The organism is Mesorhizobium sp. WSM4806 (genome assembly GCF_055811635.1).
In genome coordinates this window covers 173,224-197,563 of the sequence record NZ_JBVVQZ010000005.1, presented here as the reverse complement: position 1 = coordinate 197,563, position 24,340 = coordinate 173,224, and the positions used below count along the sequence as shown (strand labels likewise).

At 64.2% G+C, this 24,340-nt stretch carries 19 protein-coding genes; 5 read left to right on the top strand and 14 right to left on the bottom strand.

The window, feature by feature from the left end; genetic code table 11:
* Nucleotides 1-9 precede the first annotated feature (9 nt).
* The 10 genes from AC0L2M_RS10390 to AC0L2M_RS10345 form a co-directional block, all read right to left on the bottom strand.
* Nucleotides 10-1,779, bottom strand: coding sequence for an ABC transporter ATP-binding protein (locus AC0L2M_RS10390; protein WP_473534771.1), 1,770 nt, complete (start codon nucleotides 1,777-1,779; stop codon nucleotides 10-12).
* A gap of 208 nt (nucleotides 1,780-1,987) precedes the next feature.
* Complete coding sequence (locus AC0L2M_RS10385) at nucleotides 1,988-2,932, bottom strand: acetamidase/formamidase family protein (protein WP_473534770.1); 945 nt, start codon at nucleotides 2,930-2,932, stop codon at nucleotides 1,988-1,990.
* Nucleotides 2,922-4,565, bottom strand: a complete 1,644-nt coding sequence (locus AC0L2M_RS10380; RefSeq protein WP_473534769.1) for an ABC transporter substrate-binding protein — start codon at nucleotides 4,563-4,565, stop codon at nucleotides 2,922-2,924. Before AC0L2M_RS10380 ends, AC0L2M_RS10385 begins: the two co-directional genes overlap by 11 nt.
* 42 nt (nucleotides 4,566-4,607) lie before the next feature.
* Nucleotides 4,608-5,528 carry an ABC transporter permease gene (locus AC0L2M_RS10375; RefSeq protein WP_473534768.1) on the bottom strand — a complete coding sequence of 307 codons (921 nt, stop codon included), beginning with the start codon at nucleotides 5,526-5,528 and terminating at the stop codon, nucleotides 4,608-4,610.
* Nucleotides 5,525-6,433: an ABC transporter permease gene (locus tag AC0L2M_RS10370; protein ID WP_374120329.1), complete on the bottom strand. Its 909-nt coding sequence runs from the start codon at nucleotides 6,431-6,433 to the stop codon at nucleotides 5,525-5,527. Before AC0L2M_RS10370 ends, AC0L2M_RS10375 begins: the two co-directional genes overlap by 4 nt.
* Nucleotides 6,411-7,013 carry an ANTAR domain-containing response regulator gene (locus AC0L2M_RS10365; RefSeq protein WP_473534767.1) on the bottom strand — a complete coding sequence of 201 codons (603 nt, stop codon included), beginning with the start codon at nucleotides 7,011-7,013 and terminating at the stop codon, nucleotides 6,411-6,413. The genes AC0L2M_RS10370 and AC0L2M_RS10365 overlap by 23 nt, the downstream gene beginning before the upstream one ends.
* A complete protein-coding gene (locus AC0L2M_RS10360; RefSeq protein ID WP_473534766.1) occupies nucleotides 7,010-8,137 on the bottom strand; it encodes a transporter substrate-binding protein in 1,128 nt (375 codons plus the stop codon). Before AC0L2M_RS10360 ends, AC0L2M_RS10365 begins: the two co-directional genes overlap by 4 nt.
* Nucleotides 8,138-8,732: 595 nt before the next feature.
* Nucleotides 8,733-9,509, bottom strand: a complete 777-nt coding sequence (locus tag AC0L2M_RS10355) for an ABC transporter substrate-binding protein (RefSeq protein WP_473534765.1) — start codon at nucleotides 9,507-9,509, stop codon at nucleotides 8,733-8,735.
* A gap of 116 nt (nucleotides 9,510-9,625) precedes the next feature.
* Nucleotides 9,626-11,371: a hydantoinase B/oxoprolinase family protein gene (locus tag AC0L2M_RS10350; RefSeq protein WP_473534764.1), complete on the bottom strand. Its 1,746-nt coding sequence runs from the start codon at nucleotides 11,369-11,371 to the stop codon at nucleotides 9,626-9,628.
* A 1-nt stretch (nucleotide 11,372) separates the two neighbouring features.
* A complete protein-coding gene (locus AC0L2M_RS10345) occupies nucleotides 11,373-13,460 on the bottom strand; it encodes a hydantoinase/oxoprolinase family protein (RefSeq protein WP_473534763.1) in 2,088 nt (695 codons plus the stop codon).
* Between the two features lie 220 nt (nucleotides 13,461-13,680).
* Between AC0L2M_RS10345 and AC0L2M_RS10340 the strand changes: the two genes are divergently transcribed.
* From AC0L2M_RS10340 to AC0L2M_RS10320, 5 genes are all read left to right on the top strand, one after another.
* Complete coding sequence (locus tag AC0L2M_RS10340; RefSeq protein ID WP_091591868.1) at nucleotides 13,681-14,508, top strand: ferredoxin--NADP reductase; 828 nt, start codon at nucleotides 13,681-13,683, stop codon at nucleotides 14,506-14,508.
* 397 nt (nucleotides 14,509-14,905) lie between these two features.
* Nucleotides 14,906-15,955: a deoxyribose-phosphate aldolase gene (gene deoC / locus AC0L2M_RS10335; protein ID WP_473534762.1), complete on the top strand. Its 1,050-nt coding sequence runs from the start codon at nucleotides 14,906-14,908 to the stop codon at nucleotides 15,953-15,955.
* A gap of 16 nt (nucleotides 15,956-15,971) precedes the next feature.
* Nucleotides 15,972-18,344, top strand: a complete 2,373-nt coding sequence (locus tag AC0L2M_RS10330; RefSeq protein ID WP_473534761.1) for an aldehyde dehydrogenase family protein — start codon at nucleotides 15,972-15,974, stop codon at nucleotides 18,342-18,344.
* A gap of 182 nt (nucleotides 18,345-18,526) precedes the next feature.
* The gene (locus AC0L2M_RS10325; protein ID WP_473534760.1) at nucleotides 18,527-19,258 is read left to right on the top strand and encodes an SDR family oxidoreductase; all 732 of its coding nucleotides are present in this window, start codon (nucleotides 18,527-18,529) and stop codon (nucleotides 19,256-19,258) included.
* 61 nt (nucleotides 19,259-19,319) lie between these two features.
* On the top strand, nucleotides 19,320-20,165 hold the full coding sequence (locus tag AC0L2M_RS10320) for a fumarylacetoacetate hydrolase family protein (protein WP_473534759.1): 846 nt from the start codon (nucleotides 19,320-19,322) through the stop codon (nucleotides 20,163-20,165).
* A 203-nt stretch (nucleotides 20,166-20,368) separates the two neighbouring features.
* Here the strand turns inward: AC0L2M_RS10320 and AC0L2M_RS10315 are convergent, their stop codons facing one another.
* From AC0L2M_RS10315 to AC0L2M_RS10300, 4 genes are all read right to left on the bottom strand, one after another.
* A complete protein-coding gene (locus AC0L2M_RS10315) occupies nucleotides 20,369-21,367 on the bottom strand; it encodes an ABC transporter ATP-binding protein (RefSeq protein ID WP_473534758.1) in 999 nt (332 codons plus the stop codon).
* Between the two features lie 64 nt (nucleotides 21,368-21,431).
* On the bottom strand, nucleotides 21,432-22,493 hold the full coding sequence (locus AC0L2M_RS10310) for a Gfo/Idh/MocA family protein (RefSeq protein ID WP_473534757.1): 1,062 nt from the start codon (nucleotides 22,491-22,493) through the stop codon (nucleotides 21,432-21,434).
* Nucleotides 22,490-23,329: a carbohydrate ABC transporter permease gene (locus AC0L2M_RS10305; protein WP_128185665.1), complete on the bottom strand. Its 840-nt coding sequence runs from the start codon at nucleotides 23,327-23,329 to the stop codon at nucleotides 22,490-22,492. Before AC0L2M_RS10305 ends, AC0L2M_RS10310 begins: the two co-directional genes overlap by 4 nt.
* Before the next feature lie 8 nt (nucleotides 23,330-23,337).
* Entirely contained in the window at nucleotides 23,338-24,261 is a 924-nt protein-coding gene (locus AC0L2M_RS10300) for a carbohydrate ABC transporter permease (protein WP_023801467.1), read from the bottom strand.
* Nucleotides 24,262-24,340 lie beyond the last annotated feature (79 nt).

Sequence of the window (24,340 nt, the reverse complement as noted above, 5' to 3'; positions counted from 1 at the left end):
TTTCGCACGTCAGGAAACCGCAACGAGATGACCGTTGCCAAGATCCCTCAGGGCCAGTTTCGGCGGCTCTTCGCCAATTTTTCGGGTCGGGCTCGGGATCTCCTGATCGAGACGCGCGAAACGCGGCCGGCGCATTGCCGGATCGGGCACCGGCACGGCCTCGATCAACCGCTTCGTGTAGGGATGGCGCGGGTTCGAAAAGACCTGATCGCGGGTGCCCATTTCGACGATCTGGCCGAGATACATGACGGCGACACGATCGGAAATGTTCTCGACCACCGCCATGTCGTGCGAGATGAACAGATAGGCGATGCCGAATTCGCGCTGCAGTTCCTTCAGCAGGTCGAGCACGCGGGCCTGGACCGACACGTCGAGCGCCGAAACGCTTTCGTCGGCGATGATGAGTTTGGGTCTGAGCGCCAAAGCGCGTGCGATGCAGATGCGCTGGCGCTGGCCGCCCGAGAATTCGTGCGGATAGAGCTCCATCTGGTCGGCCGACAGGCCGACGCGCTCGAACAGCGCCGCCACAAGCTGGCTACGCTCTTCCTTCGAAGCGACGCCATGGATCAACAGCGGCTCGGCAACGAGGTCGCCGACGCGCATGCGCGGATCAAGCGAGGCATAGGGATCCTGGAAAATCATCTGCACGTCGCGGCGAACCGCCTTGCGCTGGTCACGGCCAAGGCCCGCCAGATTGCGCCCGCCGATGACGATATCGCCGTGGTAGGGCACAAGCCCGGCCAGCGCCTTGGCGGTGGTCGACTTGCCGCAGCCGGATTCGCCGACCAGCGCCAGCGTCTCGTGCGGCGCGATCGAAAAGCTGACGCCTTCGACGGCGTGGACACGGCGGTTCACTTGGCCGAAGAAGCCACCGCGCAAGTCGAAACGGACATGCAGATCGTTGACCACCGCGACGCTTCCGGGCATTTCCGCTTCGGCGGATTTTCGTTCGGCGGATTTTTGGCGGCCAACGCCGGTTCCGATGCGCGGCACGGCGGCGAGCAGTTCACGCGTATAGTCGGCTTGCGGGCGGGCAAAGATGTCGGCGGCTGTTCCCTGCTCGACCATGCGGCCGTGCCGCATGATGACGACGCGATCGGCCATTTCGGCAACCACGCCCATGTCGTGGGTGATGAGGATGACGCTGGTGCCGTGTTCGCGCTGCAGATCGCGCAGCAGTTCCAGCACCTCGCCTTGCACAGTGACGTCGAGCGCCGTCGTCGGCTCGTCGGCGATCAGCACATCCGGTTTCAGCGCCAGCGCCATGGCGATCATCACGCGCTGGCGCATACCGCCGGACAGTTCGTGCGGAAACTGTTTTAGCCGGCTTTCGGCTTCCGAGATGCGGACGGCCTTCAGGGCCTCGACGGCGCGCCGGCGCGCCTCGGCGCGTGACAGGCCGGTATGGGCCTCGATGGACTCGACCAGCTGCCGGCCGATCGACAGCACCGGATTGAGCGATGTCATCGGCTCCTGGAAGATCATCGCGATGCGATCGCCGCGAATGCGGCGCATCTGGCGCTCGTTGAGTGTCGCGAGGTCGATTTCGCCAAGCTGGATCATGCCAGAGGAAATTCGTGCGGCAGGCTGCGGCAGCAACTGCATTATCGCCAGCGCCGTCATCGATTTTCCGGAGCCGGATTCGCCGGCGATGCAAAGCGTCTCGCCACGCTTGAGCGTCAGCGACAGGTCCGACACGACTTCCCGTTCGCCGTCCTCGCCGCGCACGCTGACGGAGAGGTTGGCGATATCGAGGATGGGGTTGTCGGCGAGGGTCATTGTGGGCGCGGCCGGGAGAAGGTCGTGTTCCTGCGCACCCCCCTCTGTCCTGCCGGACATCTCCCCCGCAAGGGGGGAGATTGGCAGTTTCGCCCCCGCGGCCATTCTTCGCCGTTGAAGATTGGCGAAATCCGTCGTGACATCCGATCTCCCCCCTTGCGGGGGAGATGGTCGGCAGACCAGAGGGGGGTGTGACGGAACGCAGCGTTCATTCAAACACGCAGCGCGGGAAGTAGAACGACACCACCCAGTTCGGCATGTCGACGATCTCGCTGATCCGGAGATCGCCGCAGACCGAAACCAGCATGTAGGCCTCGACCGGGTCCATTGCGTAGCGGCCGGCAAGCAGGTCGATCATCTGCGAGACCGCTTCCCTGGCGCCCGTCATCAGGTCCGGTCCGATGCCGGTCGTCACCTCATAGCCCTTGGCATCGAGATGGCGCGTCACTGGCCCTGGCGTGGTGAAGCGCGGTGTCTTCAGCCTGATGTCCTTGACCAGGTCGAGCTTGAGCACGACATCCATCGGGCTTTCGATCGCCGTGCCGCACACTTCGCCGTCGCCCTGCGCGGCATGCGTGTCGCCGACCGAAAACAGCGCACCGGCCACCTCCACCGGCAGATAGAGCGTGGTGCCGGCCGCGAGATCGCGGATGTCGAGATTGCCGCCGACGCGCCTTGGCGGCACCACCGAGTGGAGGCCCATTTCAGCCGGCGCATTGCCGATGGTGCCGGCAAAGGGTTTTAGCGGCACCCGCGCATGCTTGCCGAACAGCGCCGGCTCGAGCGAGGCGGCGTCGTATGTCCAGATGTTCAGCGCCGGCTCCGGAAAATCGTCGGCGAGCAGCCCGAACCCCGGAATGTTCGCCGTCCAGCCGAAGCCGGACGGCCTGAACATCTCGATCGTCACCTTCAGTGCATCGCCCGGCTCGGCACCTTCGACATAGATGGGCCCGGTGACGGGGTTCACCTTGGCGAAGTCGAGCAAAGCGACGTCGGCAACGGTGCTGTCGGCCTGAAGCTGGCCACCCGACGAATCGAGGCACTGGAACTCGATCGTCGAACCGGGCGCCACCCGCTCAGTCGGGACAAAGGAATTGTCCCAGCCGAAATGGTGATGGCGCCCATGGATGGAGTAGTCGCAGTTATTGCACATCGGTCACATACACATTGTCATAGTTGATCGGGATATGGACGGGGTCGACATAGAGATTGTCGGCGCCGCCCATCCGGGGCGATTTCATGGTGAAGCGCTGCTCGTTGAAGACCGGCACCCAGGGCGCGTCTTCCATGATCTTGCCGTAGATCGCGCTCCACATCCTGGCACGTTCGCCTGATTTGGCCGGATCGACGATCGAGTCAGCCTCCGCCGCCTTGGCGTCGAGATCCTTGTTGCAGTACCACGACCAGTTCCAGCCGCCCGGAACCGCGCCGGCGCAGCTGAGGATCGGCCCGTAGAAATTCGACGGATCGGGGAAATCGGCGATCCAGGCCATGCCGCCGGACCAGATCATCGGCGCGCCGGCCTTGTCGCCGCCGGCCGCGATGACATTGGCCTGCGCCAGCGACTGGATGCTGGCCTTGATGCCGACTGCCGCCAGGTCCTGCTGGATCGCCTGGGCGATGCGCGGGTTGGGATCGGTGTTCATGGCGAACAGCTGCGTGTCGAAACCATCGGGATGACCGGCCTCGGCAAGCAAAGCCTTGGCCTTGGCCACGTCATAGAGATAGCCCTTGAATTCCTTGTCGTAGCCGGGCATCGATGGCGGCAGCGGCTGGTTTGCCGGCACCGCGCGGTTGTTGATCAGCTGGACGATACGGTCCTTGTTGATCGCCATGTTGACCGCTTGCCGCACCTTCACATTGTCGAAGGGCGCCATGGTGGTGTTCATGGTGATGTAGCCGGTGTGCAACTGGCCGCCCTCGACGACACGGGCCTTCTGCTCGGGATCGGCCATCACCTCCTGGAACTTGGCCGGCGGAATAACGTCGCCGAGCACGTCGATCTCGCCCTTCTGCAGCCGCAGCAGCGCGACGATCGGCTCCTGCCCGATCTCGAAGGTGACCTTGTCGAGATGCGGCAGACCCTTGTGCCAGTAATCCGGGTTGCGCTCGAAGACGACACGCTGGCCGAGCGTCCATTCGGCGAACTTGAAAGCCCCGGTGCCGACCGGATGCTTGCCAAAATCCGCGCCGTATTTCTCGACCTCCTCCTTCGGCACGACATGCGAGAAGTTGATGGCCATGACATGCAGGAAGGTGGCGTCGGGCCGGGTCAGCTCGAACTTGATGGTGTAGGGGTCGACGACGGTGACGCCCGACAAGCTTTCCGCCTTGCCTGCAGTTACATCCTCATGGCCCTTGATCGAGCCGAAGAAGCCGGCGCCCGGGCTCTGCGTCTTCGGATTGGTGACGCGATCGAGCGAATATTTCACGTCCTCGGCGGTCATCTCGCGGCCATTGTGGAACTTCACTCCTTGGCGCAGCTTGAAGGTGAAGGTCTTGCCGTCGGGCGCAATCTCGTAGCTCTCGGCGAGGTCGGGCCGCAGGTTGGTGGTGCCCGGCTCGTAATCCATCAGCCCGTCGAACAGGGTCTTGATCATCGACCAGTTCTGCCAGTCGTAGCCGATGGCCGGATCGAGCGTGGCGACGTCGTCCTTGTAGGTAATTGTGATCTCGCCGCCCGGCTTGGCGTTCGGATCGACGGCGTGTTCGGCGCGGGCGCTTGTCATGCCGAGCATCAGCGCGAGCGCCGATACCGCAACGATGGAGGTCAAGAATTTCTTCATCTCATGTTCCCTTTCTCTGGTTGTTACCGGTCTTTTTTGGCTTCATCTGAGCTTGATGCGCGGGTCGATGAACGGTGCGACGGTGTCGGCCAGGAGATTGCCAAGCACGATGGCGAAGGCCGAAACCAGGGTGACGCCCATGATGATCGGAATGTCGACGCGCTGGATGGCCTGCCAGGCAAGCTGGCCGATGCCGGGCCAGCCGAACACGCTTTCGACCACTACGATGCCACCCATGAAGATGCCGATGTCGATGCCGATCATGGCGATGACCGGCAGGATGGCGTTGGGCAGTGCATGGCGGAAGATGATGGCGCCGCGCGCAAGGCCCTTGGCGCGGGCGGTCCGCATATAATCCTGGCGCAGCACGTCGATCATCGACGAGCGCATCATGCGGGCGTACCAGCCGGCGCCGAGTATTCCCATGGTCAGGGACGGCAGCACCAGATGGCGCCAGGTGCCGTAGCCGCCGATCGGAAACCAGCCGAGCTGCACGGCGAATACGTAAAGGAGCAGCAGGCCGACGACGAATTGCGGCGCCGAGACGCCGACAAAGGACGCGACCATCAGCGTCTGGTCGGTGGCGGTGCCGCGCCTGACGGCGGCAACAAGGCCCATCGTCAGGCCGATCGCCAGCTCGCAAAGGATGGCGCCGACCATCAGCAGCAGGCTTGCCGGCAGCCGCGAGACGATGAGCTCCGTGACCTCGGAACGCTGGATGTAGGAGCGGCCGAGATCGCCGCTGAGCAGGCTGATCAGATAGTGCCAGTACTGGATGAAGAAGGGCTGATCGAGGCCGAGCTGCCGGCGGATGTTCTCGACCGTTTCGGGCGTGGCACTGCGGCCGGCGATCTGGCGGACGGGGTCGGCGGGCAGCAGGTAGAGCAGTGCAAAGGTGATCAACGAGACGCCGAGCAGGATGAGCACGGACTGGATAACGCGGCGGCCGAGATAGACGATCATGCCCGGCCCCTTTGCGTCGGATCGAGGATGTCGCGCAGCGCGTCGCCGATAAGGTTGAAGGCCAGCGCCAGCGCCAGGATCGCCGCACCAGGAAAGAAGACCAGCCAGGGCGCTGCCTGAAAATATGTCTGGTTCTCGAAAATGATGTTGCCCCAGGATGCGGTCGGCGGCTGCACGCCGATGCCGAGATAGCTGAGCGTTGCTTCGAGCAGCACCGTGGTCGAGATGCCGAGCGTGCCCCAGACGATAATCGTCGGCAGCAGATGCGGCAGGATATGGCGAAACAGGATGCGTGGCGCGCTGGCCCCGATCGTACGCTCGGCGTCGATGAACTCGCGCTCGGCGAGCGAGCTGGTCTCGGTGTAGATGACCCGCGCGGTCTGCACCCAGTTCACCAGAGCGATCACCATGGCAACGATCCACAGGCTCGGCTGGAGCACCGCCGCCAGGCAGATGGCGAGCAGCAGCGCCGGAAAGGCCATCATCAGATCGGTGAAGCGCATCAGCGCGCCACCGATCCAGCCGCGGAAATAGCCCGCGGTGACGCCAACCAGCGTGCCGATCAGAAGCGCCACGCCGTTGGCGACGATGCCGATGATCAGCGAGGTGCGTGCGCCGAAAAGGATGCGGGTCAGCAGATCGCGGCCGAGCAGATCCGTGCCCAGCCAGAAGCTGGCATTCGGCGGCAAGGGCGCGCCTTCAAGCGTCAGCCCGTCGAACATCTGCTCGTTCGGATCGTAGCCGGTCAGCCACGGCGCCAAAATGGCGCCGGCCACGACGACGGCAACGATCACCAGGCCGATCAATGCCAGGGGACGCTTGACCAGGCGCCGCCAGACGCCGGCGCGCGGCCTGGCCGGCATGCGCCCGGTTGCCGGAAGGTCAGGCGCGATGGGACTGGTCATCGCCGCCTTCTTCTTCCGTCATCGCCACGATCCGGCGCGCGGCCTCCTCGACGCTGATCTGCCAGCTCATCGCCAGCGACCGCAGCTGCGCATAGGCGCGGCCGTCCCCGGCGCCTTTCGACAAAGCCTCCACCGCGCGCACGATGGTCTGGCGCTCCGCGACGCGCAGGCGAAGCGACGATATCTCGCTTGCCAAAAGCTTGCGCGCCTCGAAACTCTGCCGCGCGATCAAAAGGGCGCTGTAGACGCCGGCATTGCCGACCGGCTTCAGCAACTGGGCGTCGGCCTTGTGCGACAGCGCCCACTCGATGCGGCCCGGCGCTTCGGAGCCGATCAGCGCGACCAGCGGCATCGGCGCCTCGCCGGGCGCCCAGGGGAATTGTTCGTCGAAGCCGAGATCGGCATCGAAGAAGACGAAATCCGCCGCCAGCGCCTCGGCCGGCAGTTCCGGCCAGCAGCCGACCGTCTCGAGGCCGATGGCCGACAGTTGCCGCGTGATCGCCTGCACCGTCGGATGCGGACGATGCAGGACAAAGGCCTTGGCGCCGCCGAGGTTCGGGATGCGCGGGACCTTGCTCACGAGACCACCCTCAGGCGTGGGCGGCCGAATGTCTCGGTCCGGTCATAGCGGGACAGATAGGGATCGGGCGCGACACCCTTGGTCACCGTGACGGCATTGAACGCGGTGCCCTCGATGCGCCCGATCTGCACCGGCAAGGTGGCGTGCTGGGTTTGCGGATCGATGGAGATGTCGCCGAGCGGGGTTCGAAACGAGGTTCCGGCAAAGGCCTGGGGAAGCTCCGGCCATTGCGCGCCGGGATTGCGGGCGAGGATTACGGCAAGCGTCCGCACCGAGGCATAGGCCGCTGCCTCGAAGGACGAGGCTGGCATGGTGGAGGGCGCCGAATCGCCCTGGCGATCCGCTGCCGAGATGTCGTGAAAGTACGGCCCGACGGAAAGGTGGCCATTGCCTGCCCCGTTGAGCGCCGGCAACTCGCATTCGGTGAGATTGCAGGACAAGATCGGGCAGCGCTCCGGCCTGAAATGCGGGTCGCGTTCGGCGAGCTCGGCATAAGCCGCGATGAAGGCATAGGACGAGGAGCCGATCAGGTTGTTCAAGATGAAATCCGGCCGGGTCGCCTGGATCTCGGCGATCAGCCTGGAGACATCGACCTCGCCGAGCGGCAGATAGCGCTCGCCCAAAACCTTGCCGCCGGCGTCTGCGATCAGGTCGCGGGCGACACGGTTGGTCTCCCAGCCCCAGATGTAGTTCGAGCCGAGCAGGAAACCGTTGGCGCCGAAGCGCGGCACGACATGGGCCAGCAGCGGAACGAGATGCTGGTTCGGGCAAGCATGCATGTAGACGACATGCTCGTTCGCTTCGAAGCCCTCATAGGGACAGGCATACCAGAGCGTGCCGCCGGCGCGCTCGAGGATCGGGATGACCTCCTTGCGGCTCCATGACGTGATGCAGCCAATGATGTGGCGCGCGCCGCTGTTGGCGAGAATGTCGGCGCAGCCCGTCGCGTAGCCATCGATGTTGCCTTGCGGGTCGCGCTCGACCGGAACGAATTCGATCGGGATGGCGGGATCGGCGTTGACATCGGCGATGGCCGTCATCGCACCCGAACGGCAGGATTCGGACAGCAGGCGGTAGTTGCCCGACCGCGAGTAAAGGATGCCGATTTCAATACGCCGTCCCAAGCAAATCCCCAAAATAACAATGCCCCGCAGCCGCCGCCGCGGAAGGCGAGGCATACGAGGCATTTTTGCCGCCCGGCGGTCGGAGCCGGTATTTTCTCCATTAGCGTATTCGGTACGGCGGGTCAGTCAAGCGGGAAAGTGGAGGCCGGGAAAGTGACCGCGTTGCGTCTGGTTGCGCGAGGGGTCTCGCAGAGAACTCGTCCTATCCGGCAGCGGACCAGGATAATGCAGATCTGTAGTGATCCTTCGCGCCCCCTCTGTCCTGCCGGACATCTCCCCCACTTGGGGGGAGATCGGCAGTTTTGGCGCACCGCTCGCTCTTGCAACGGTGGCGGTTCGCGAAGGCGGTGGTGGCGGCCAATCTCCCCCCTTGTGGGGGAGATGTCCTGCCGGACAGAGCGGGGCGCCTCGCTCCGCCATCAAAGGTTCTGTACCGCCGTGACGCTCTGAGGGCACGGCATGGATCCTGGGGTCTGCGCCGCGTCGCTTCGCTCCTTGCTTCGCCCCAGGATGACGAAAGCGATGTAGCGATGAGGGGCAGCCTACAGCGATTGCCCTGGCGTTTGAACAAGCCCCCCGCTCGGAGCGCCTCCGCCTACTCGCCGTAGACGTCGAAGGCAAAATACTTGTCGTTGATTTCCTTATATTTGCCGTTGGCGCGCAGGGTGTCGATCGCCGCGTCGAGCTTTTGGGCCAGCTCCTTGTTGCCCTTCTGCAGCGCGATGCCGACACCCGGGCCATGGATGGCCGGGTCGGGAGCCAGGGTGCCGAGCAGTTTGCAGCAGGCGCCCTCGGGCTTCTCCAGCCATTCGGTCAGCAGGATCGAGCCGTCCATCACCGCGTCGAGGCGGCCGTTGAACATGTCGGTGCGGGCATCGTCGCCGGTCGGATACGGCTTTATGGTCGAGCCTGCGTATTTCTGCTCGGCGAAATTCTGATGGATCGTGGCGCTCTGCACGCCAAGCGCCTTGCCTTTCAGGTCCTCGGGCGAGGTGCCGGTGACGGTCGAATCCTTCGGCACCGCGATGGCCGGCGGCGTCTGGTAGTATTTGTGGGTGAAGTCGACCTTCTCGGCGCGTTCCGGCGTGATGGTGATGTTGATGATGGCATCGAGCTTGCCGGCCTGCAGCGCCGGAATCGAGCCGTCGAAATCCTGCACGACGAACTCGCATTCGCTCTTCATCTCGGCGCACAGCGCCTTGCCGAGGTCGATGTCGAAGCCGCCCAGCGTGCCGTCGGCATTGGCATAGTTGAAGGGCGGATAGGCGCCCTCGGTGCCGAGCCTGAGTTTCTTGTCCTGGGCGGAGGCAGCGCCGGTGGCGAGCGCCATGGCGACGGCAGCGGCAGCCAAGAAACGACCGAAAAGGCGCATGATCCAGATCTCCGTTGATGGGCCTGAGTCTACGGGGTTTTGTGGGCGCGGCGAAGACGGAAACGACATGCCCTGCGGCGATCACGGCGGGCAAGGCCGATTGGAGACTTCGGCAGTCAGCCGGCTGCTCGTGCCCGCTCAGTGGCGGCCTGGTCGATTGCCGACCCGTCCGCGGAAAGAGCGACGCCAAATTTCTCGCTGGCCTGTTCGGGCGTATAGTACCCCAGCCTGACATCCCGCAGCACCAGTTGCGGATCGCGCTGCAGGGGATCGCCATAGCCGCCGCCGCCCGGCGTGCCGACGCGCACGCGGTCGCCAGCCTTCAACGCGATGTCCTGCTCCTTGGAGAGGTGCGGCGGCACATGCTGCTGGCCGTCGCGAAAAACGGTCACCGTGTTGACCGCGCCGTCCCTGCCGCCGAGCGCGCCCTGCGGGCCGAAACGGCCATGGTCCATGACGAAGGAGGCGCGGGCGTCGCCGCGCAGGATCTCGACCTCATAGGCGAGCCCAAAACCGCCGCGATGCTTGCCGGCGCCGCCCGAGCCTTCGCGCAGAGCATAATGGCGGTAGAGCACCGGAAAAGCCTGTTCCATGATTTCGACCGGCGGCGATTTTGAAATGCCGATGGTCGAGCAGCCATTGGTCAGGCCGTCGTGACCGGCATTGCCGCCATAGCCGCCGCCGGAGATCTGGTACATGACATAGTCGCGGCCGCGCGCCGGGTCGTTGCCGCCGAGTGCGAAATTGCCACTGGAGCCGGCGGGAGCCGCCGTCACCTTGTCCGGCAGCGCCTGCACCATCGCCGCGAACACCGCCTCGGCGATGCGCTGCGAAACCTCGGCGGCGCAGCCCGACACCGGGCGCGGATATTTGGCGTCGAGAAAAGTGCCTTCCGGCCGCTTGACGATCAGCGGCTCGAAGGCGCCGGCGCTGATCGGCACATCGGGGAAAATGTGGCGCATGGCGAGATAGACCGAGGACAAGGTCGTCGCCAGGACGCTGTTCATCGGCCCGGCGCAGGGCTTTGACGAGCCTGAAAAATCGAAGCTGAGCGTGTCGCCGTGTTTTTCGACCGCCAGCGCGATGGTCAGCGGCTCGTTGACCACCCCGTCGGAATCGACGAAGGCTTTTGAGCGATAAATGCCGTCGGGAATGGCCGCTATGTTGGCGCGCATCTGTTCGGCGGCGCGTCGGCGCAGCTCGGCGATCGCCTCGACGACTGTTTCGTTGCCGTAACGATTCAGGATTCCGTTGAGCCGGTCCTGGCCGATCAGCAGTGCCGCCGCCTGCGCGCGGATGTCGCCGATGCGCTGGTCGGCAACCCTGATGTTGGAGCAGATGATGGCGTAGATCTCGCGGTCGAGCACGCCCTGCTTGAACAGTTTCACCGGCGGCAGCCGCAGGCCTTCCTGCTCGACCGCCGTCGCCGAGGCGGAAAAGCCGCCCGGCACCGAGCCGCCGATATCGGGCCAGTGGCCGGTGTTCGACAGCCAGCAGAAGATTTTTCCGTCCCTGTAGACCGGCATGGCGAAGCGCACATCCATCAGATGGGTGCCGCCGAGATAGGGGTCGTTGACGATGTAGATATCGCCTGGCTCGGGCGGCAGGCAGCGACCGTCGGCGATCATTTCGATCACCGTTTTGGTCGAATACTGCATCACGCCGACGAACACCGGCAGGCCCTGGCTGCCCTGTGCGATCAGCGATCCATCGACGGCCGAATAGATGCCGTCGGAGCGGTCGTTGGCCTCGGCGATGACAGGCGAAAAGGCGGCGCGCGAAAAGGTCAGGTCCATCTCGTCGCAGACCTGCTGCAGCGCCGCCTGGATGACCGAAAGCGTGATTGCGTCGAGCTTTTCCATCTCAGGCCTCAATGCCGATGTCGATGATGATGTTGCCGTCGGCGTCCGGGCGCGCCCGGTCGCCGGGTTCGAGCACGGTGGTGGCGTCCATCTGTTCGAGGATCGCCGGCCCTTCTATGGCGGCGTCGAGCGGCAGCTTTTCCCTGCTATAGACCGGCGTGTCGTGCCAGCGCCCGCCATACCAGACCGGCCGGATTTCGCGGCACGCCTCGTCGAGCGTTTTGGCGCGGCCAGCCGGGTCGATCAATCGCGAAAGATCGATCGCCGGCCGCACGCCGGTGACCGAGGTGTTGAGGTTGACCAGATTGGCGCGGATTTCCGGAAGCTCGACCTTGAAACGGGCGAAATAGGCTTTTTCGAACAGTTGCTGCAGTACGGCGCGCGTCACCGAAGACGACGGCAGCGGCACGTTGATGATGTGGGTCTGGCCAACGAACTGCATGTCGGCGGAATGCGTGACGCGGATCGTCTCCGGCTTTATCGCCTCCTTGCCGATCAGCTCTTCGCCTTCGTTTCGATGCCGTTCCAATACGCCTTGAAGCTGGGTTTCGTCGAGGCCGGCCACCGGCTGGTTGACGGTGTTGACGAAATCGTGCCTGAGATCGGCGACGACGCAGCCGAGCGCATTGGTGATGCCCGGCCGCGCCGGCACCAGCACTTTGGGCAGGCCGAGTTCGCGCGCCAGTGCTGTCGCATGCAGCGGACCGGCGCCGCCAAAAGCGAACAGCGCGAAATCGCGAGGATCGTGGCCGCGCGACACCGAGACCATGCGGATGGCGCCGGCCATCTTGATGTTGCCGAGCCGCAGCACCGCACCCGCCGCCTCGACGCCGGACAGGCCGGTGGGGCGGCCGATCCTGTCTTCAAAAATGCCGGTGACGTGCTCGACGGTGACCGGATTTTCGACGGCAAGCAGCTTTTTCGGCGCCAGCCGGCCGAGCACCAGATTGGCATCGGTGATGGTCGGCTCGCTGCCGCCGCGCCCGTAGCAGATCGGCCCGGGATTGGCGCCGGCGCTTTCCGGGCCGATCTGGATCAGGCCGGCCGCATCGACGCGGGCGATCGAGCCGCCGCCGGCGCCGACCGTGTGCACCGCCACCATCGGCACGTGGATCGGCATCGCATATTCGATCTCGATCTCGTTCGACACCGCCGGTTCGGCGTTGCGGATCAGCGCCACGTCGGTCGAGGTGCCGCCCATGTCATAGGTGACCAGGTTTTCGAAGCCAGCGCGTTTTCCCGTATAGGCGGCCGCGATGACGCCGGAGGCCGGGCCGGACATCACGGTCTTGGCCGATTCGCGGGTGACAAAGCGGGCCGAGATCATGCCGCCATTGCCGTTCATGATCAGGAAGTCGCGGGCGTAGCCTTTTGATGCCAATTCCTTGCGCAGCCGCTCGACATAGCGCTCGAGGATCGGCTGCACCGAGGCGTTGACCGCAGCGGTGACGCCGCGCTCGAATTCGCGCGCTTCCGACAGCAGCGCATGGCCTGTCGTGATGTAGCTGTTCGGCCAAAGCGCGGCGGCGATCTCGGCGGCGCGCCGCTCATGCGCCGGATTGGCGTAGGAATGCAGGAAATGGATGACGAGCGATTCGCAGCCCGCCTCGATCAATTGTGAAACCGCCGCGCGCATCTCGACCTCGTCGAGCGGAATGCGCACCGCGCCCGAGGCTTCGACGCGCTCCGACACTTCAAGCCGCAGATTGCGCGGAATGATCGGGGCGAAGCTGCCGGTCATGCCATAGGCCTGCGGCCGCGTCCGCCGGCCAAGCTCGATGACATCGCGAAAGCCGCGCGTGGTGACCATGCCGGTCTTGGCCAGCCGGCGTTCGAGCACTGCGTTGGTGGTGGTGGTCGTGCCGTGCACGATGAGGTCGATGCCGCGGATGGGAAAACCGGTGGCGTCGAGAGCCGAAACGACCCCAAAAGCCTGGTTGTCGATGGTGGTCGGGGTCTTGGCGATATGCACCTTGCCACCGTGACGGCCGTCGATCAGAAGCAGGTCGGTAAAGGTTCCGCCGACATCGATGCCGGCGACGACGCTGCCCGAGGAATCCAGCGTCTGCGCCGAAAAATTCTCTTCCATTGTCGAAACCCGAAATGTCAGGACTACAGATATGTCTCAGTTTGGAAAGGTGTTTCAGCCTGGCGTCTTGACGCAAATATCATTTGTATACTAATAAATTCCGGACACAAGAGCTTACCGCTTGGCAGTGTGCGAACGGCACGCCGGAACCTGATCGGTTCGGGCGCGCAGCAGAAGATTTGGCGTCAGCGTCCTCGGGTTGGCCAGAAGGTTAGGTTTGATGAACACCACATCCGCGCTCAACACCGCCGGCGCCCGGCCGCTGCAGTTCCCAATTCCGGCCAATGTCTATGCCGAAACCGTCGTCTCGGTGAAGCACTATACCGACCGGCTGTTTTCGTTCCGCATCACCCGGCCGCAGTCGCTGCGCTTCCGCTCCGGCGAGTTCGTCATGATCGGCCTGCCCAATGCCGAGAAGCCGGTGTTCCGCGCCTATTCGATCGCCAGCCCGGCCTGGGACGACGAGCTGGAGTTTTTTTCGATCAAGGTGCCGGACGGCCCGCTGACCTCTGAGCTGCAGAAAATCGAGATCGGCGACACCGTCATCATGCGGCAAAAATCGACCGGCACGCTGGTGGTCGACGCGCTGACCCCGGCCAAGCGCCTGTTCATGATCTCGACCGGCACCGGCATCGCGCCCTTCGCCAGCCTGCTGCGCGATCCCGACACTTTTGAGAAATTCGAGCAGGTCGTGCTGACCCACACCTGCCGCGACAATGCCGAACTGACCTACGGCCAGGAGCTGGTCGCAGAGCTGGAGAACGACCCGCTGATCGGCGAACTGACCGGCGGCCGCGTCACGCTCTACAATTCGACGACGCGCGAAACCTCCGAGCGCATGGGCCGCATCACCGCGCTGATCGGCTCGGGAAAATTCTACGCCGATCTCGGCATCGACAAGCTCGACCCGGAGACCGACCGCATCATGATCTGCGGCTCGATGCACATGCTCAGGGATGTCAAGGAATTGGCCGAAAGCCTCGGCTTCGAGGAAGGCTCGCTGCACCATCCGGCAAGCTTCGTCGTCGAGCGCGCGTTTGTCGGGTAGAGCCTTGACACAGTTCGGTCGAGCGCCACGACGGTGCTGAACCTTTGACGCCGGCAGGACAGAGGGGGGCGCCAAGGATCGCTGCAGATCAGCATTTTATCCTGAGCCGCTGCATTCTCCGGCTGGCGTAACGGCATGGATCCTAGCGTCTGCGCCGCGTCGCTTCGCTCCTTGCTTCGCCCTAGGATGACGAAGGCATGGGGGCTTACGGCTAATCGCAAATGTTGCAGGCCTTTTTGATGCGGTGGGAAGGATCGCTACTGCTTTCATTCTACGCCGCCGCGCTGTTCGGCTGATGTCACAGCAGGCTTTTTCCGCTATGACCGCCTGAAGGACTCGTGAAGCGCTGCTTCACGGTCTATCTTCGACCGCAAGTCGTCGAACAAAGGGGCAGGAGATGAGCAGCACCAGCCGCGAAGCAGAGCGCGGACCTTCGAAGATCATGCCGCTGCCGGCGCGCACCGCTGCCAATGCGCCGGCGCCGCAAGCGCACGGCATTGCCCGCAACCCCGGCATGACGCTCGATCTCGGCTTCATGGAATCGATGCGCAGCGTCAACCGCTCGGCGCTGGAACGGCGTGTCGCCAGCCTGACCAAGCGGCGTTCGATCAAGGCCGACAACCAGGCCGCCTGGCTGCTGCGCGCCGTTGCCTGCATGGACCTGACCACGCTGAACTCGAACGACACCGACGAGCGCGTGCGCCGGCTCTGCGCCAAGGCGATCAATCCGTTCCGCCGCGACATCGTCGAAGGCCTCGGCATTGCAGGTGAAAAGATCCGCCCGGCGGCGGTCTGCGTCTATCATCCCTTCGTCGCCACCGCCGTCGATGCGCTGCGCGGCAGCGGCATCCATGTCGCCGCCGTTTCCACCGCCTTCCCGCACGGCCTCACGCCACTGTCGACGCGGCTGCAGGAGATCGAAGCTTCGGTGAGCGACGGCGCCGACGAGATCGACGTGGTCATTCCGCGCGGCCTGGTCTTTGCCGCGAAATGGCAGGAACTCTATAACGAGATCGTCTCGATGCGCGCCGCCTGCGGCGAGGCGCATCTGAAGGTGATCCTCGGCACCGGCGACCTCGCGACGCTGCGCAACGTCATGCTCGCCTCGATGGTGGCGATGATGGCGGGCGCCGATTTCATAAAGACGTCGACCGGCAAGGAAAGCGTCAACGCGACGCTGCCGGTCGGCCTTGCCATGGTGCGCGCCATCCGCGCCTATTTCGAGGAGACCGGCTACCTCATCGGCTTCAAGCCGGCCGGCGGCATTTCGACCGCCAAGGCTTCGCTCGACTGGCTGGTGCTGATGAAGGAAGAGCTTGGCCGGCGGTGGCTGGAGCCGGACCTGTTCCGCTTCGGCGCGTCGAGCCTTCTGACCGACATCGAGCGCCAGCTCGAGCATCATTTGACCGGTCATTATTCGGCCAATCATCGCCACGCGATGGCGTGACTATCGGGAGCGCTCCATGAACATTCTCGAACGCTATCACGCCATGGACTACGGTCCGGCTCCGGAGGCCCGCAATGAGGCCGATGCCTGGCTTGCCGCTCGTGATTTCTCCAAAGCGCTGTTCATCGGCGGCGACTGGAAGGCGGCCGCCAGCGGCAAGACCTTCGATACCAGCGACCCGTCTTCGGGAAAATTGCTGGCCAAGGTGTCGGATGCCGGAGCTGCCGATATCGACGCGGCGGTTTCGGCCGCGACAAAAGCGCTGCCGAAATGGGCCGCAGCCACCGGCTACCAACGCGCCAAAGTGCTCTATGCTATCGGCCGCGCCATGCAGCGCCACCAGCGGCTGTTTGCGGTGCTGGAATCGATCGACAACGGCAAGCCGATCCGCGAAAGCCGCGACATCGACGTGCCGCTGGCCATCCGCCATTTCATCCACCATGCCGGCTGGGCGCAGGCGCTGGACAGGGATTTCCCGGATCAGAAGGGCGTCGGCGTCGTCGGCCAGATCATCCCGTGGAACTTTCCGCTGTTGATGCTGGCCTGGAAGATCGCGCCGGCACTGGCCGCCGGCTGCACGGTGGTGCTGAAGCCGGCCGAGTTCACGCCGCTTACCGCCATCCTGTTCGCCGAGATTTGTGAGCGCGCCGGCGTGCCGAAGGGCGTCGTCAACATCGTCCACGGCGGGCCGGAGGCAGGTGGGGCCATCGTCAACCATCCCGGCGTCCAAAAAATCGCCTTCACCGGCTCGTCCGAGGTCGGCAAGATCATCCGCAAGGCCACTGCCGGGTCGGGCAAAAAAATATCGCTGGAGCTTGGCGGCAAGTCGGCCTTCGTCGTCTTCGAGGATGCCGACCTCGACAGCGCCGTCGAGGGACTGGTCGACGGCATCTGGTTCAACCAGGGCCAGGTCTGCTGCGCCGGCTCGCGCCTCTTGGTGCAGGAGGGCATCGCCGAGGCCTTCATCGCCAAGGTCAAGGCGCGGATGAGCCGGCTGCGCGTCGGCAGCCCGCTCGACAAGAACACCGATATCGGGCCGCTGGTCGACCTGACCCAGCTCGATCGCGTCAAGGGCCTGGTCGCCGAAGGCGCCAAACAGGGCGCCGTCTGCTGGCAGCCGGACGTGGCGCTGCCGTCCTCCGGCTATTACCATTTGCCGACGCTGGCGACAGGCGTTTCGCCGGCCAACATCCTGGCGCAGGAAGAGGTGTTCGGCCCGGTGCTGGCGACCATGAGCTTCCGCAACACCGAGGAAGCGGTCGAGCTCGCCAACAACACGCGCTACGGGCTGGCCGCCTCGGTGTGGAGCGAGAACGTCAACCTCGCGCTGCACGTCGCGCCGCAATTGAAGGCCGGCGTCGTCTGGGTCAACGGCACCAACATGTTCGACGCCGCCTGCGGCTTCGGCGGTTATCGCGAGAGCGGTTTTGGCCGCGAAGGCGGGCGCGAGGGCATGCTCGAATACCTCTCGGCAAAGCTGCCGCTCGGCCCGGCCATCAAGCCGGCACCGGCTACGGCTCAGTCGATCGAGCGGTCGGAAAGCGATGCCATCGACCGCACGGCAAAGCTGTTCATCGGCGGCAAGCAGGTCAGGCCGGACGGCAATTATTCGCTTGATATAGCCACTGCCAAGAGCAAGCTTGCCGGCGAGGTCGGGCTCGGCAGCCGTAAGGATGTTCGCGATGCCGTCGCGGCCGCACGTGCCTGCAAGGCCTGGCCGGAGGCGACTGCCTATAACCGCAGCCAGGTGCTGTACTATCTGGCCGAAAATCTTTCGGGCCGTGCCGGAGAATTCGCGGCGCGTTTAACGGAGCTGACAGGCGCCACCGCCAAGGCCGCGCGAGACGAGGTCGAGCAATCGATCGAGCGGCTGTTCCTCTATGCCGGCCTGGCCGACAAGTTCGAGGGCCGTGTCCACCAGCCGCCGGCCCGCGCCGTCACTTTGGCGCTGCACGAGCCGGTCGGCGTCGTCGGCATCGTGGCACCCGACAATGCGCCACTGCTTGGCCTGATCTCGCTGGTGGCGCCGGCGCTGGCGATGGGCAACACCGTGGTCGCGGTGCCGTCGGAAAAATATCCGCTGCTTGCCACCGATCTCTACCAGGTCATCGAATATTCCGACGTTCCGGCCGGCGCCATCAACATCGTCACCGGCCGCAGCGCCGAGCTCGCCGGCGTGCTGGCCAGGCATGACGATGTCGACGGGCTCTGGCTGTTCGCCGATGCCGAGACCTGCGCTAGGGCCGAAGCCGACTCTGTCGGCAATCTCAAGCGCGTCTGGACCGGCAACGGCCGCAGCCTCGACTGGGCGTCGGCCGAGGCCGCCGGCGATGCCTTGCTGCGCCGTGCCGTCGAGGTCAAGAACGTCTGGGTGCCCTACGGCGATTGAGCGTGTGTAGATTGTCGACGTCGGCGCCGCCCCTCATTGCCCTGCCGGGCATTTCTCCCCGTATAGTGACGGGGAGAAAGACGCTGCCTCGGCGCCGGGCTTGACGGGCTAATAGATGTTCTTTACCGAGAAAAAACATTTGCCGCCCTAGGCACCCGGGCGGCCACAAGGAGAAAAAAAGCATGGCGGATCTGGGAGGCAAGATCGTTGTCGTCACGGCGGCGGCACAAGGCATCGGCCGGGCGAGCGCGCTGACTTTCGCCAGGGCGGGCGCTGTCGTCCACGCCACCGACATCAACGAGGTGCTGCTCGCCGACCTCGGCAAGATTGCTGGCATCAAGACCCGCAAGCTCGACGTGCTGAACGACGAGGCTGTGACGTCGGCCTTCGCCGAGATCGGCGCTGTCGACGTGCTGTTCAACTGCGCCGGCTTCGTCCACTCCGGCTCGATCCTCGAGATGAAGGACGCCGATCTCGATTTTGCCTATGATCTCAACGTCCGCTCGATGATCCGCACCATCCGCGCCGTGCTGCCCGGCATGCTGGAGCGCGGCGACGGCTCGATCATCAACATGGCGTCGCTTGCCGGCTCGACCAAGGGCGTGCCCAACCGCTTCGTCTATGGGCTGACCAAGGCGGCGGTCATCGGCCTGACCAAATCGGTCGCCGCCGACTATGTCGGCAGGGGCATACGCTGCAACGCCATTTGCCCGGGCACGGTCGAAAGCCCGTCGCTGGAGGACCGCATGCATGCGCAGGGCGACTACGAGGCGGCCCGCGCCGCCTTCATCGCCCGCCAGCCGATGGGCCGCCTCGGCACAGCAGAGGAAATCGCCGATCTCGCCGTCTATCTGGCCGGCGCCACCTATACGTCGGGACAGGCTTATAATATCGACGGTGGCTGGTCGATCTAAGAGGCCATTTGAAAACTCTGAGTTTGCAAACGGCCTCTGCGCCGCAATCAGGAGAAAAAGAATGAAACTGCTGCGCTATGGCGAAGCGGGGAGCGAACGCCCCGGCCTGCTCGATGCGGATGGGACGATCCGCGACCTCTCCGCCCATGTCACCGACATTGCCGGCAAGGCGCTCGACCCGGCATCGCTCGAAACATTGTCGAAGCTCGATCCGAAATCGCTGCCGGCGGTCTCCGGCAATCCGCGCATCGGCGCCTGCGTCGCCGGCACCGGCAAATTCATCTGCATCGGCCTGAACTATTCCGACCATGCCGCCGAGACCGGCGCCACCGTGCCGCCGGAGCCGATCATCTTCATGAAGGCAAGCTCGGCCATCGTCGGGCCTGACGACGACGTGCTGATCCCGCGCGGCTCGGTCAAGACCGACTGGGAAGTCGAGCTTGGCGTGGTCATCGGCAAAACCGCGAAATACGTCACCGAGGCCGAGGCGCTAGATTATGTCGCCGGCTACTGCGTCGCGCACGACGTGTCCGAGCGCGCCTTCCAGGCCGAGCGCCAGGGCCAGTGGACCAAGGGCAAGTCCTGCGACACGTTCGGGCCGATCGGCCCGTGGCTGGTGACCAAGGACGAGGTCCAGGACCCGCAGAACATCCCGATGTGGCTGAAGGTCAACGGCAAGACGATGCAGAACGGCTCGACCAAGACCATGGTCTATGGCGTCGCCTACCTGGTTTCCTATCTCAGCCAATTCATGTCGCTGCATCCGGGCGACATCATCTCGACCGGCACGCCGCCCGGCGTTGGGCTGGGCATGAAGCCCCCGGTGTTCCTGAAGCCCGGCGACGTCGTCGAGCTCGGCATCGAAGGGCTGGGCATGCAGAAGCAGACGTTCAAGGCGGACGAGTAGCGGCGCTCTGCCTTCTCCCCTTGTGGGAGAAGGTGGCCTCGCCCACGGGTCTTGCCTTCGGCAAGCCCGAGGACAGGCTCCGCGAGGTCGGATGAGGGGTGCTCCAGCTTGGCACCGACAGCACTCCGTCCAACACCCCTCTTCCGTCTCGGCGCTGCGCGCCGATCCACCTTCTCCCACAAGGGGAGAAGGAAAAAGGGGCGCTACTTCAGCACCTTGCCGTCAGTCCCGAACCGATAAGTCTTCGCCGGATCCGGCGTCGCGTAGAGCGTGGCGCCCGGTTCGGCGTTGTAGACGCCAAAAATGCGCACGGTGATCAGCCCGGCCTTCTCGCAGTCGAGATAGAGGTTGGTGTCGGCGCCGAGATGCTCGGCGTGGACGACCGTGCCTTTCCAGGCGCCGGATTTCGCATCGACGGTCAGATGCTCTGGGCGGACGCCGATGGTCTTGGCCGTCTCGCCAAGCCTGGCGCCGTCGACGAAATTCATCTTCGGCGAGCCGATGAAGCCGGCGACGAACTCATTCGCCGGCGCATTGTAGAGCTCCATCGGTCCGCCGATCTGCTCGATCCTGCCCGCGTTGAGCACGACGATCTTGTCGGCCAGCGTCATCGCCTCGACCTGGTCGTGGGTGACATAGATCATCGTCGCCTTCAGCCGGCGATGCAGTTGCGCGATCTCCAGCCTGGTGTTGACGCGCAGTGCGGCATCGAGGTTGGACAAAGGCTCGTCGAACAGGAAAAGCTTGGGCTCACGCACCACCGCGCGGCCGATGGCGACGCGCTGGCGCTGGCCGCCGGAAAGCTCGGCCGGCCGCCTGGCGAGATAGGGCTCCAGCGACAGCATCGACGATGCGATGCCGATGCGGCGGTCGATCTCGGCCGCTGGCGTGCCCGCCTGCTTGAGGCCAAGGCCCATATTGTTTTTCACCGTCAGATGCGGGTAGAGCGCATAGGTCTGGAACACCATGGCGATGCCGCGCTTGGCCGGCGGGGTGGCGGAGACGTCCGCACCGTCGATGACCACACGCCCCGAGGTCGAATCCTCCAGCCCGGCGATGACCCTGAGAAGTGTCGATTTTCCGCAGCCGGAGGGGCCGACGAAGACGACGAATTCGCCATCGGTCACTTCGAGGTTGATGCCTTTCAGCACCTCGACCGGCCCAAACGCCTTCTTCACATTCTCGATATTCAGCGAGCCCACGGCGTTCCTCCGGATTGGAATGTGGGGGCGCTGTAGAGCGCTATCCCTGACGAAATTTCCCCTGTCACAATCGCACCGCCTTCCCGCTGCGGACGCTTTCGTCGGCGGCAAGGCAGACGGCGAGCGACTTCACGGCGTCGTCCATGTGGCGGGTCAGATCAATATCCTCGCGGACCGCCTTGAGCAGAAAGGCCTGTTCGCGATCGCAGAGTTCCTGATGGCCGGGTTCGCCTTCCATCGACAGTATCTCATCCGCCCTGGCGAATTTTCCGTCCGCGCCGGTCGCCGCGCTGTGCAGGCGGAGGGTCGAGGTCCTGGTGTGGGTGTCGATGTCGTCGGATCTGACGCCCTCCTTCATCACGATCGACACACAGCCATTGGGCGAGATCACGTCCTTCACGAAAAAGGCGGTTTCCGAGATCATCGGCCCCCAGCCGGCCTCGTACCAGCCGACCGAACCATCGTCGAACAGCACCTGCAGATGCCCGTAATTGTACATCGTGGGCGCAATCTCGTCGCTCAGCCGCAGCCCCATGCCGCGCACCTCGACCGGCCTGGCGTCGGTGATCTGCAGCATCACGTCGAGATAGTGCACGCCGCAATCGACGATCGGCGACGTCGTCTGCATCAACTGCTTGTGCGTCTGCCAGCTATGGCCGGAGGATTGCTGGTTGAGGTTCATGCGGAACACGTAAGGACCGCCGAGCTTGCGCGCCTCGGCGATCAGCCTGATCCACGACGGGTGATGGCGCAGGATATAGCCGATTACCAGTTTTTTGCCGTTGGCCTTAGCTGCGGCAACGACACGTTTGGCATCCGCCACCGTCGTCGCCAGCGGCTTTTCGACAAAGACATGGCAGCCGGCCTCGAATGCCCTGACGGCATAGTCGGCATGGCTGTCGGAATAAGTAGCGATACAGGCGATATCTGGTTTTTCGTCGCGCAGCGCCTCGTCGAAGGAGCGCCTGATGCCATAGCCGGAAAGCCCGGCCGGCAGCGGCACGTCCGAACGGTTGACCAGCGCGGCGATCTCAAAACCCGGATTGGTGTGATAGGCCAGCGCATGGCTGCGGCCCATATTGCCGAGCCCGGCTACGACGACGCGAAGAGGTTTTTCCGAACTCACTTGACCGCTCCCGAAGTAATGCCGCGGATCAGCTGCCGCGAGAAGATGACGTAGAGGATCAGCACCGGCATGATCGCCAGCGACAGCGCGGCCAGGATGGCGTTCCAGTTGGTGACGAACTGGCCGAGGAACAGCTGGGCGCCGAGCGTCACCGTCTTGGTCTCCTCCGACGGCGCCAGGATCAGCGGAAACCACAGATCGTTCCAGATCGGGATCATGGTGAAGACGGCGACCGTCGCCATCGATGGCCGCACCAGCGGCAGCACCAGCCGGAAGAAGATGGTGTATTCGGACAGACCGTCGATGCGTCCGGCATTCTTCAGATCGTCGGACACCTGCTTCATGAATTCCGACAGGATGAAGACGGCGAGCGGCAGGCCTTGCGCTGTATAAACCAGGATCAGCGCCGTCAGCGTGTTGACCAGCCCGCTCGCCACCATCAATTGCAGGATGGCGACGGTGCCGAGGCGGATCGGGATCATGATGCCGAGGGCGAGATAAAGCCCCATCAGCGAATTGCCGCGAAAACGGTATTCCGACAGCGCAAAGGCGGCCATCGCGCCGAACAGCAGCACGAAGAACAGCGAGGCGACGGTGACGACAAGGCTGTTCTGGAAGTAATGGATGAAATCGCCCTGGCCGACGACGGTGGTGTAGCCGATCAGGTCGAAGGTTTTCGGGGTCGGCGGCGTCAGCGGCGCGCCGAAGATGCCGGCGCGGGATTTAAACGAATTCATGATGACGATGATCACCGGAAACAGCGCGATCACCGTGTAGGTCAACAGCACCGCATGGGCGCCGATGGTGCGGGGCAGGGAGTGGGTTGCCGTGCTCATATCGCCCCCTAAAACTGATAGCGACGCAGGCGCGTCTGGACGAGGAACAGGTAGACGCAGACGCCGCCAAGGATGATCAGGAACATCATCGTGGCGATCGCCGCGCCCATGTTGGGATCGCCGACCTGCAGCTGGAAACCGAAGAAGGCGCGGTAGAGGAAGGTGCCGAGGATATCGGTCGAGTAATTCGGTCCGGCCAGCGCGCCTTGCGCGGTGTAGATCAGGTCGAAGGCGTTGAAATTGCCGACGAAGGTCAGGATCGAGATGATGCCGATCGACGGCAGGATCAGCGGCAGCTTGATCTTCCAGAACTGCGACATGCCGGTGATGCCGTCGCATTCGGCGGCTTCGATCACCTCCTCTGGGATCGACAGCAATGCCGCATAGATCAGCATCATCGGGATGCCGACGAACTGCCACACCGAGATCAGGCTGAGCGTGGTCAGCGCATATTGTTCTTTGCCGAGCCACGGCGTGAACAGGCTTTTGAGGCCGACGAGATCCATCAGGTTTGGCGCCACGCCCCACAGCGGCGACAGGATCAGCTTCCAGGCGAAGCCGACGATGACGAAGGACAGGATCGTCGGCACGAAGATCGCCGTGCGGTAGAAGGCGGAGAATCTCAGCCGCGGGCTGGACAGCAGTGCGGCCAAAAGCACGCCGATCGGATTCTGCACGATCATGTGGATTATGAAGAACCAGACGTTGTTGCGCAGCGCGTTCCAGAAATTGACCGACCAGTTGGGATCGCCGAACAGCCTGCGGAAGTTTTCGAACCCGACGAAGACCTGGGCCTGGTCGATGTTGCGGAACAGCGAGAGCTGCAGCGTGCCGGCCAGCGGCAGGATCATGATCGCCGTATAGACCAGCACCGCCGGCGCCAGGAAGACGACGATATGCCAGCGGAACGGTCGTTTCGGTGCTGCGGCCATGCGTTCGGTCCCCGCCGATCAGGTTCTTGCAATTGCCGCCAAGGGTGCGGCACCTCCCTCCCCCTCGAGGGGAGGGTGC